Raw genomic sequence first — 6,560 nt, 5'->3', positions numbered from 1 at the left:
GTGTGTGGGGTGGTGTTGGTCGGGGTGTGGGTCAGATGCGGGCTTCGTCGACCTGGTCGACGAGGGTGAGGAGGGTGAGGAGGGCGTCGGCGGCGGGGCCGGAGGAGGCGGGGCTCTGGCCGGTGATGAGGAGGCCGTCGATGACGACGTGGGGCTGCCAGTTGCCGGTCTTGGAGTAGTCGGCGCCGAGCCGCTTGAGCTCGTCCTCGACGAGGAAGGGGACGATGTCGGTGAGGCCGGCGTCGGCTTCCTCGCCGTTGGTGAAGCCGGTGACCTTCCGGCCCTGGACGAGGGGCGTGCCGTCGGGGTTGGTGGCGTGGCGCAGGGCGCCGGGGGCGTGGCAGACCAGGGCGAGGGGCTTGCCCGCGCGCTGGATGGTTTCGATGAGCCGGATGGAGGTGGGGTCTTCGGCCAGGTCCCACAGGGGGCCGTGGCCGCCGGGGTAGAAGACGGTGTCGAAGTCGTCGGCGGAGACCGAGTCGAGACGGACGGTGTGGGCGAGGTCGGCCATGGCCTCGGGGTCGGCCTCGAAGCGGCGGGTCTCGTCGGTCTGGAAGGCGGGTTCGTTGCTCTTGGCGTCCAGGGGCGGCCTGCCGCCCTTGGGGGAGGCGAGGACGACCTCGGCGCCGGCTTCCTTGAAGCGGTAGTAGGGGGCGGCGAGTTCCTCCAGCCAGAAGCCGGTCTTGCGGCCGGTGGTGCCGAGCTCGTCGTGCGAGGTGAGAACGATGAGGATCTTCATTGCGTGACTTCTTTTCTAGTAGACCGGTCGTCTCGGTCGGGGTGTGAGACGTGACCGGTGTTCGGGTGAGCCTTCGAGGCCGAGTGCGGCCGGTTCTACAGGTGCAGCAGTTGACGGGTGACCGTCATCGTGGTGTCCAGCGGGCCGATGTCGCGGTGGATCTTGACCATGACGCTCGCTCCGAGCCACATGTCGTACAGGGCGTGCGCGGTGTCACGGGGGGTGCCGTCGACGGTGATCGATCCGTCCTTCAGGCCGGCCATGATCGCCCGTTCCAGGCGGTCGGTGACGGCTGTGGTGCCTTCCTTGAGGGCGAGCCGCATCGCCTCCGACAGGTCGGAGACCTCCGCGCCGAGCTTGACGGCCAGGCACTTGCCCTGGCATTCGTCCACGCTCTGCGTCTCGCGCCAGCTCTGCCAGTAGTTCGTCAGCCGTTCTGCGACGGTCAGGCCCGGCTCGGCGAGGATGCGGTCCATGTCCGCCAGGTAGTCGGTGAAGTAGGCCCGGATCAGGGCCTCGCCGAACGCGTCCTTGGAGCCGAAGAAGTGGTAGAACGACCCCTTCGGCACTCCGGCCGCGGAGAGGACTTCGTTGATGCCCACCGCGGAGAATCCCTTGCGGGCCATGATGCGCTGGGCGGCGTCGAGAATACTGCGGCGGGTGTCGCCTTGAACGGCTTGCATGCGTGTCACCTTACCGTCCATTAGACCAGTCGTCTATGCGGTTCCGTGTGTCAGCCGCCCGGCACGTCACCGGCCCGGTGCGTCACCGGCGGAGGAAGTCCAGGAGGATCTCGTTGACCTCGGCGGTGTGGGTGGTGAGCAGCCCGTGCGGCGCCCCGTCGATCTCGACGTACTCGGCGGTGGGCAGGGCCTTGGCGAAGCGGCGTCCGGTGGCGTCGACGGGCAGGGTCCGGTCGCCCGTGCCGTGCACGATCAGGGCGGGGACGTCGATCCGGGGGATGTCGGCCCGGAAATCGGTGGGCCAGGTCAGCGGTGCGGCGGCCGAGGCGATCGGGCCCGCACCGGCCGCCACGTTCCATGCGTTGCGCACCGCTTCCTCGCTCACCCGGGTGCCCAGGTTCTCGTCGAGGTTGAAGAAGTCGGCGTAGAAGCCGGTGAAGAAGGCGTAGCGGTCCTTCTTCACCGCCTCGGACACGCCCTCGAAGAAGGAGAGCGGGGCGGCGCCGTCGGGGTTGTCGTCGGTGATCGCCAGATACGGCTCCAGCGACGCGAGGAACACCGCCTTGGCGACCCGGTCGGAGCCGTAGGCGGACAGGTAGCGGGCGACCTCGCCGGTGCCCATCGAGAAGCCGACCAGGACCGCGTCGCGCAGGTCGAGGGTCTCCATGACGGTGTTCAGGTCGGCGGCGAACGTGTCGTAGTCATAACCGGTGGAGGGCTGGCTGGACTTGCCGAAGCCGCGCCGGTCGTAGGTGATGACCCGGTGGCCCGCCGCCAGCAGCGCCGGAACCTGGCCCTCCCAGGAGTTGCCGTCCAGCGGGTAGCCGTGAATGAGGACGACCGGCTGCCCGGCCCCCTTGTCCCCCTTGTCCTCGTAGTGCAGCTCGATGTCGGTGCTGTTCTCCGTGCCGACCTTGATGCGTCCCATGATGCCGTCCCCTTCCGGGAGTTCGGTGAGTTCGGTGTGCGTCGCGTTCCGACACCCAGGACTATACGACCGGTCTACTCCGCCCCGCAACCCCTTCGTCGCTCATGTGCCGGCGAGTCCGGGAGAGGTGTTACGCGGGCCAGGCCCGGGCCGCGTGACGGGCCGCGTCCAGGAGTTGGGTCCGGTCGGCGCCGTCGCGGGCCAGGGCGGCCATGCCGGCCAGCACGGTGTCGACGAACGTGGCGACGCCGTCGGCCTCGGCGGCTGACGCGAGTTCTCCCTCCGCGGCGGCCCGGCGCAGACGTGCCCGGATCATGTCGCGTGTCCTGCCGCGCCGTTCGGTGAGCCGTGGCTCGCCCATGACGAGGCAGCCGGGGGGCTGTCCGGGTGCGGAGAAGTGCTCGGCCGAGGACCGCAGCAGGCGTTCGATCGCCTCACGTGCCGTGGGCGCCGACAGGTCGCGCTCCAGATCCTCGTCCAGGTGCTGGGTGTAGAGCGCGCACGCCTTCTCGAACAGCGCCTTCTTGTCGCCGAAGGCCGCGTACAGGCTCGGTGCGGCGATCCCCGCCTCCGCGCACACCTGCGCGACGCTCACCCCGTCGTATCCGCGCTCCCAGAACGCACGCATCGCCATCCGGAGCACCGCGTCCTTGTCGAACGTCCTTGGTCTGCCTGTCATGTTCAAACTATAGCGCGCGTTACAGAAGGTGCTACGCTCGTTCTGTAACGCCCCCTAAAAAACTATGGGCGGCCGGGGTCCTGTGCCCGCCCGGAGGAGTGCAGTGATGAGCCACAGCGGTTACAAGTCCCTGGTGGTCCGCGTGGAGGACCGGATCGCCTGGGTGACCATCGACAACCCGCCGGTGAACACCGTCGACGCCACACTGGCCGGCGATCTGAAGGCGTTCGCGGACGAGATGGCGTCCGACGAGGACGTCGCCGTGATCGTCTTCCAGTCGGCCAACCCCGACTTCTTCTCCGCCCACGCGGACTTCGAGTGGTCCTTCGACCCGAGCACCCTCATGGCCCTGGCCGACCCCGACGCCGACCCGGCTCTCAACCCGCTCCAGCAGCTCAACGAGCGGCTGCGCACACTGCCGCAGGTGACGATCGCGAAGCTGCGCGGTTACGCCCGCGCGGGTGGCGCCGAACTGGCGATGGCAGCGGACATGCGGTTCGCCGCCGCGGACCGGACCTGGCTGTCCCAGCCGGAATCGCTGATGGGCATCTTCCCCGGCGGAGGCGGCACCCAGTACCTCAACCGACTGGTCGGCCGCGCCCGCGCCCTGGAAATCGTGCTCGGCGCCGAGCTGTTCGACACCTCCACCGCTGAACGCTACGGATGGATCAACCGCGCCATCCCGGACGAACACCTCGACGCGTTCGTCGACGCCCTCGCCCGCCGCATCGCCGTTCTGCCCCAGGGCGTAGCCGCCGCCGCGAAGGAGGCCCTGGACGCGGCCGAGGCCGGCGGCCCCGTACCGAACCTGGCCGAGGAGGCGGCCGCCCACGCCAAGGTCTACCCCTCCCCGGACGACGTCGTCCACCGGCTCCGTGTACTGATGGACCGCGGCGGACAGACACGCGACGGCGAACTGCGACTGGAGCGCCTCCTCGAATCCATCCCCTGGGCCCACCGCTCCTGAATGTCCGCCCGGGTGTGCCCACCGGGCACCGCACTGCCGGGGGCCCAACACCTCCTGCACCTGCGACCCGCGCCGCCGCCGCTTGGAGCCGTCGGCCGAGTCGGGAGGCCCTAGGTCAGCGGTTCCCAGGTGAAGGCGTCCCCCGTACGCCGTACTCGGCCGAAGGGGACGTCGGCGAAGTGGATGCCGAATCCGATGATGCCCTCGTCGGCGAGTCGGCCGAGCACCTGGCGCCGGAGCCCGGCCGATACGTCGGGCGCCGGTTCTCCCACGATCGCCCAGTCCGGGTGCGCGACTTGCGCCGGGGAGTGCAGGACGTCGGCGAAGGCGAGCAGGCGGTCGTCACCGTAGGCCACCTCGTACCCCATCTGCCCGGCGGTGTGGCCGGGCAGCGCGACGGCGCGCACTCCCGGGAACACCTCGTTCCCGTCCGAGACGACACACACGCGCGGGGCGAGGGCGTCCGCGACCTGTTCCGTCACTCCGAACGTCGTGTGGCGGTCCTCCCACTCCTGGTGCGAGACGAGGTACGCCGCGTGTCCGAAAGCGGGGCAGGAGCTGCCCGGCTCCGGGTGCGCGGCCCAGCCCAGGTGCTCGACGTGGAGGTGGGTGATCGCGACTGCCTCGATCTGGTGCGGCCTGCGTCCGAGTGCGGCGAGGCTCTCCAGGAGCGAACCGCCGTACATCGACGCCATGCCGTGTTCCATCATGGAAACCGGCTCGGGGAACGGGCCGTAGCCGGCGTCGACCAGCATGGCTCGCTCACCATGTTCGATCAGCAGACCGCCGGCGCTGATCGTCAACCAGCCGGACGAGTCCAGGTACTGGCTGTTCCGTGCCCATGTCTCGTCCGACGTCGCCGGGAACAGGCTGCGCGGAACCATCTTGACCGCTCCGTCCGGCACATAGCTCACCCTCAGCTCGCCCACCCGCAGTGAATGGATGCGTGCCGGCCGGCGCAGCCGGTCCTCGGCGTCCAGGTTTCTCATTCCTGATCCTCTCCGCAATCCGCTACTCTCTATGTGACTACTAGTCTCACAGAGGGGAGGCGTCGTGTCCTTCGCGCGAACTCGCGTACACCGACCTCTCTGTCAATTCACCGTGCAGCGACTGTACTTCACTGCACCACCCGCGCCTCGGATCGATGCGTTGCCTACAGAGCAACCGCCCCCTTTGGGACTAATAGTTGAACAAAGCGGTGACTTTCCGTACGCGGGCGGTACACCTGCCGCCTATGCTTCGCTCATGGAGGACAACAGCGACACGCTCCGGACAGGGGGCAATGGCGACACGGCCCCGGAGCACGAGGCGCCGTGTGAGCCGCGTCAGGCCGCCGAGGAGCTGACCGCTACCGCGTACGCGGTCCTTGGAATCCTGTTCGTCAACGGTGAGATGCTCTCGGCGGGCGAGATCAAGCAACGGACGGCCTTCGCCCTGCGGTTCTTCTACTCGGCGCCGGCCGTCAGCCACATCCGCCGCGAACTGCGGCGGCTGCTTGCTCTGGGCCTGGTCCAGGACAGCGAGGTGTCGCTGGGCGGATCGCGCCGTGCTCAAGTGTTCCGCATCACCCCGTCGGGCGAGGAGGCGCTGCGGCTCTGGGTCGTCGAAGGGGACGACGTCGCCGTGACGGTCAAGGACCCCGTGCTGCTCCGTGTCTTCCTCGGCCGCGGGGCGCCGCCGCCCAGGCTGCTCGCCCTCGTCGACGCCCGCCTGCGACAGGTGGACGAGGACATCCGCGATGTCGTCTGGGGACACCGCCGCGCCGCGGAGATGGGGTTGATACCGCACGAGGACCGCAGACACACCATGGCCGTGTCGCAGTACACCCTGCGTGCCCTGTACTTCGAGCAAGGCAATCTCCGCCAGCTCCGCGACACCCTCGCCGGCTTCGACGACGAGGCATTCCAGCGCGACACCAGGTGGCCGCGTGAGGAACTCCCCTTCCGTCCCTCGGACTTCACCCGGGACCCGGGGCACCAATAGGACTCGCTCGCATCCTCTGTGGAGGAGCCGCCCGCCGTAGGCGAAAGGAACTTCAGCCGTGCCCTCTCTCTTTTCCCGCATCATCGCCGGTGAGCTACCCGGACGCTTCGTCTGGCAGGACCCCGAGGTCACCGCGTTTCTCACCATCGCGCCCCTGCGGCCCGGCCACACCCTCGTTGTCCCCCGGCGTGAGATCGACCGGTGGACGGATGCCGACGGCGCGCTTCTGGGGCGGTGCATGGAGGTCGCCCAGGCGGTCGGGCAAGGGGTGCGGCGGGCTTGGGACGCTCCGCGAGCCGGCCTCGTCATCGCGGGCTTCGAGGTGCCGCACCTGCACATACATGTCGCTCCTGTCTGGGATATGTCCGACTTCGATTTCAGCAAGGCCAAGCCGGAAGAGGACGAGTCAGCCCTGGACGACGCCGCGGCGAAACTGCGTGCCGCCATGCTCGAACTCGGCTATGAACAGGCCCGGGACACCGACCGCGGCTGAGTCGAAAATCCACCGTCCCGTTCCCGTAGTTGCTGGTCAGGCAGCTCCTTCTGTTTGGAGGGTCACTTGGTAGCCGAGTTGGTTGAGC

At 68.8% G+C, this 6,560-nt stretch carries 8 protein-coding genes; 3 read left to right on the top strand and 5 right to left on the bottom strand.

All coding sequences use genetic code 11. The features are described 5' to 3' along the window. Window positions 1–31: 31 nt before the first annotated feature. The 4 genes from ACFU99_RS28185 to ACFU99_RS28170 form a co-directional block, all read right to left on the bottom strand. Entirely contained in the window at window positions 32–739 is a 708-nt protein-coding gene (locus ACFU99_RS28185) for a type 1 glutamine amidotransferase domain-containing protein (protein ID WP_384397211.1), read from the bottom strand. Window positions 740–834: 95 nt separating this feature from the next. After that, window positions 835–1,422: a TetR/AcrR family transcriptional regulator gene (locus ACFU99_RS28180; RefSeq protein ID WP_384397208.1), complete on the bottom strand. Its 588-nt coding sequence runs from the start codon at window positions 1,420–1,422 to the stop codon at window positions 835–837. Window positions 1,423–1,504: 82 nt separating this feature from the next. Then, complete coding sequence (locus ACFU99_RS28175) at window positions 1,505–2,350, bottom strand: alpha/beta fold hydrolase (RefSeq protein WP_384397205.1); 846 nt, start codon at window positions 2,348–2,350, stop codon at window positions 1,505–1,507. Between the two features lie 130 nt (window positions 2,351–2,480). Continuing rightward, the gene (locus ACFU99_RS28170) at window positions 2,481–3,029 is read right to left on the bottom strand and encodes a TetR/AcrR family transcriptional regulator (RefSeq protein ID WP_384397202.1); all 549 of its coding nucleotides are present in this window, start codon (window positions 3,027–3,029) and stop codon (window positions 2,481–2,483) included. Between the two features lie 106 nt (window positions 3,030–3,135). Here ACFU99_RS28170 and ACFU99_RS28165 point away from each other — a divergent pair, with 106 nt between their 5' ends. Next, window positions 3,136–3,996, top strand: a complete 861-nt coding sequence (locus ACFU99_RS28165; RefSeq protein ID WP_384397200.1) for an enoyl-CoA hydratase/isomerase family protein — start codon at window positions 3,136–3,138, stop codon at window positions 3,994–3,996. Between the two features lie 110 nt (window positions 3,997–4,106). Here ACFU99_RS28165 and ACFU99_RS28160 read toward each other — a convergent pair whose 3' ends face one another. After that, window positions 4,107–4,985, bottom strand: coding sequence for an MBL fold metallo-hydrolase (locus tag ACFU99_RS28160; protein WP_384397197.1), 879 nt, complete (start codon window positions 4,983–4,985; stop codon window positions 4,107–4,109). Between the two features lie 256 nt (window positions 4,986–5,241). On the opposite strand from ACFU99_RS28160, the gene ACFU99_RS28155 reads away from it, so the two are divergent. Beyond that, the gene (locus ACFU99_RS28155; RefSeq protein WP_384397194.1) at window positions 5,242–5,979 is read left to right on the top strand and encodes a hypothetical protein; all 738 of its coding nucleotides are present in this window, start codon (window positions 5,242–5,244) and stop codon (window positions 5,977–5,979) included. A 58-nt stretch (window positions 5,980–6,037) separates the two neighbouring features. Further along, window positions 6,038–6,472 (top strand): HIT family protein, encoded by a 435-nt coding sequence (locus ACFU99_RS28150; RefSeq protein ID WP_384397192.1) that lies wholly within the window; start codon window positions 6,038–6,040, stop codon window positions 6,470–6,472. Window positions 6,473–6,560: the final 88 nt, after the last annotated feature.

It is taken from the genome of Streptomyces sp. NPDC057654 (genome assembly GCF_042800135.1).
In the GTDB taxonomy this organism is placed as follows: Bacteria; Actinomycetota; Actinomycetes; order Streptomycetales; family Streptomycetaceae; genus Streptomyces.
The sequence above is the reverse complement of the archived record's forward strand: the minus strand, read 5'-3'. Positions and strand labels throughout refer to the sequence as shown.